The organism is Sphingomonas paucimobilis NBRC 13935, from assembly GCF_000739895.2.
GTDB classification, from domain to species: Bacteria; Pseudomonadota; Alphaproteobacteria; order Sphingomonadales; family Sphingomonadaceae; genus Sphingomonas; species Sphingomonas paucimobilis.
In genome coordinates this window covers 1-910 of sequence record NZ_BBJS01000082.2, presented here as the reverse complement: position 1 = coordinate 910, position 910 = coordinate 1, and the positions used below count along the sequence as shown (strand labels likewise).

At 63.7% G+C, this 910-nt stretch carries 1 protein-coding gene; it reads right to left on the bottom strand.

Features of this window, described 5'->3' with window-relative positions:
* Window positions 1-10 precede the first annotated feature (10 nt).
* The gene (locus SP6_RS19920; protein WP_076712056.1) at window positions 11-838 is read right to left on the bottom strand and encodes an IS5 family transposase; all 828 of its coding nucleotides are present in this window, start codon (window positions 836-838) and stop codon (window positions 11-13) included.
* Window positions 839-910 lie beyond the last annotated feature (72 nt).

The following is a 910-nucleotide window of genomic DNA, read 5'->3' as shown; positions in this document are numbered from 1 at the left end:
AGAGCCCGACTCATAATTCGAGTTTTGCGATACGGCGTGTCATGCGCCTGATGGAAGCGATGATGAGCCAGGCTTCGGCGGAGGCGACGGACGCCTCCCAATCTTTGGCGAGACGCCGACATCGGTTGAGCCATGCGATGGTGCGCTCGACGACCCAGCGCCGGGGCAGGACGACGAAGCGGTGGGCATCGGAACGCCGGACGATCTCGATGGCGAGGTGGTCGATATGCGCGATAGCGGCGGCCAGTTTCTGCCCGGCATAGCCGCCATCGGCGAAGAAACGGCTCAGGGACGGATAGGCGTCGCGACAGCGTTCGATGAGGTCCGGTGCGCCGTCGCGGTCCTGGATGTCAGCGGAGAGCACCAGTCCGTCGAGGAGGTTGCCGGCCGTGTCGGTCGCGATATGGCGCTTGCGGCCCTTGATCTTCTTGCCGGCATCATAGCCGCGCGGCCCACCCGCTTCGGTGGTCTTGACCGACTGGCTGTCGATGATGCCCGCAGTCGGTTCTGCCTCGCGCCCTTCGGCAATCCGTACTCCGGCTACCAGCACCGCGTTGATCGCATCGAGCAGGCCGCTGTCGCGCATCCGGTAGAAATGGTACTGCACGGTCGTGAACGGGGGAAAGTCCCGGGGCAGTTGCGCCCACTGGCATCCCGTCGCGGCAAGGTACTGGATCGCGTTCCACAGATCCCGTGCCCGGTGCAGGCGCGGGCGGCCCACCTTCGTCGTTCGAGCCAGCAGCGGCGCAATGATCGCCCATTCCGCATCGGTGCAGTCGCTTGTGTAACGCAGCCTACTTCTGTCATGCTCGCGACGAGCGGTTTCGGTCCAGCCCATGTGCTCTCCAAGGTCTTCGCAAAACCCGGTGAATCACAACTGACTGAAATCGCTCAACCTAATTTTCGGTCG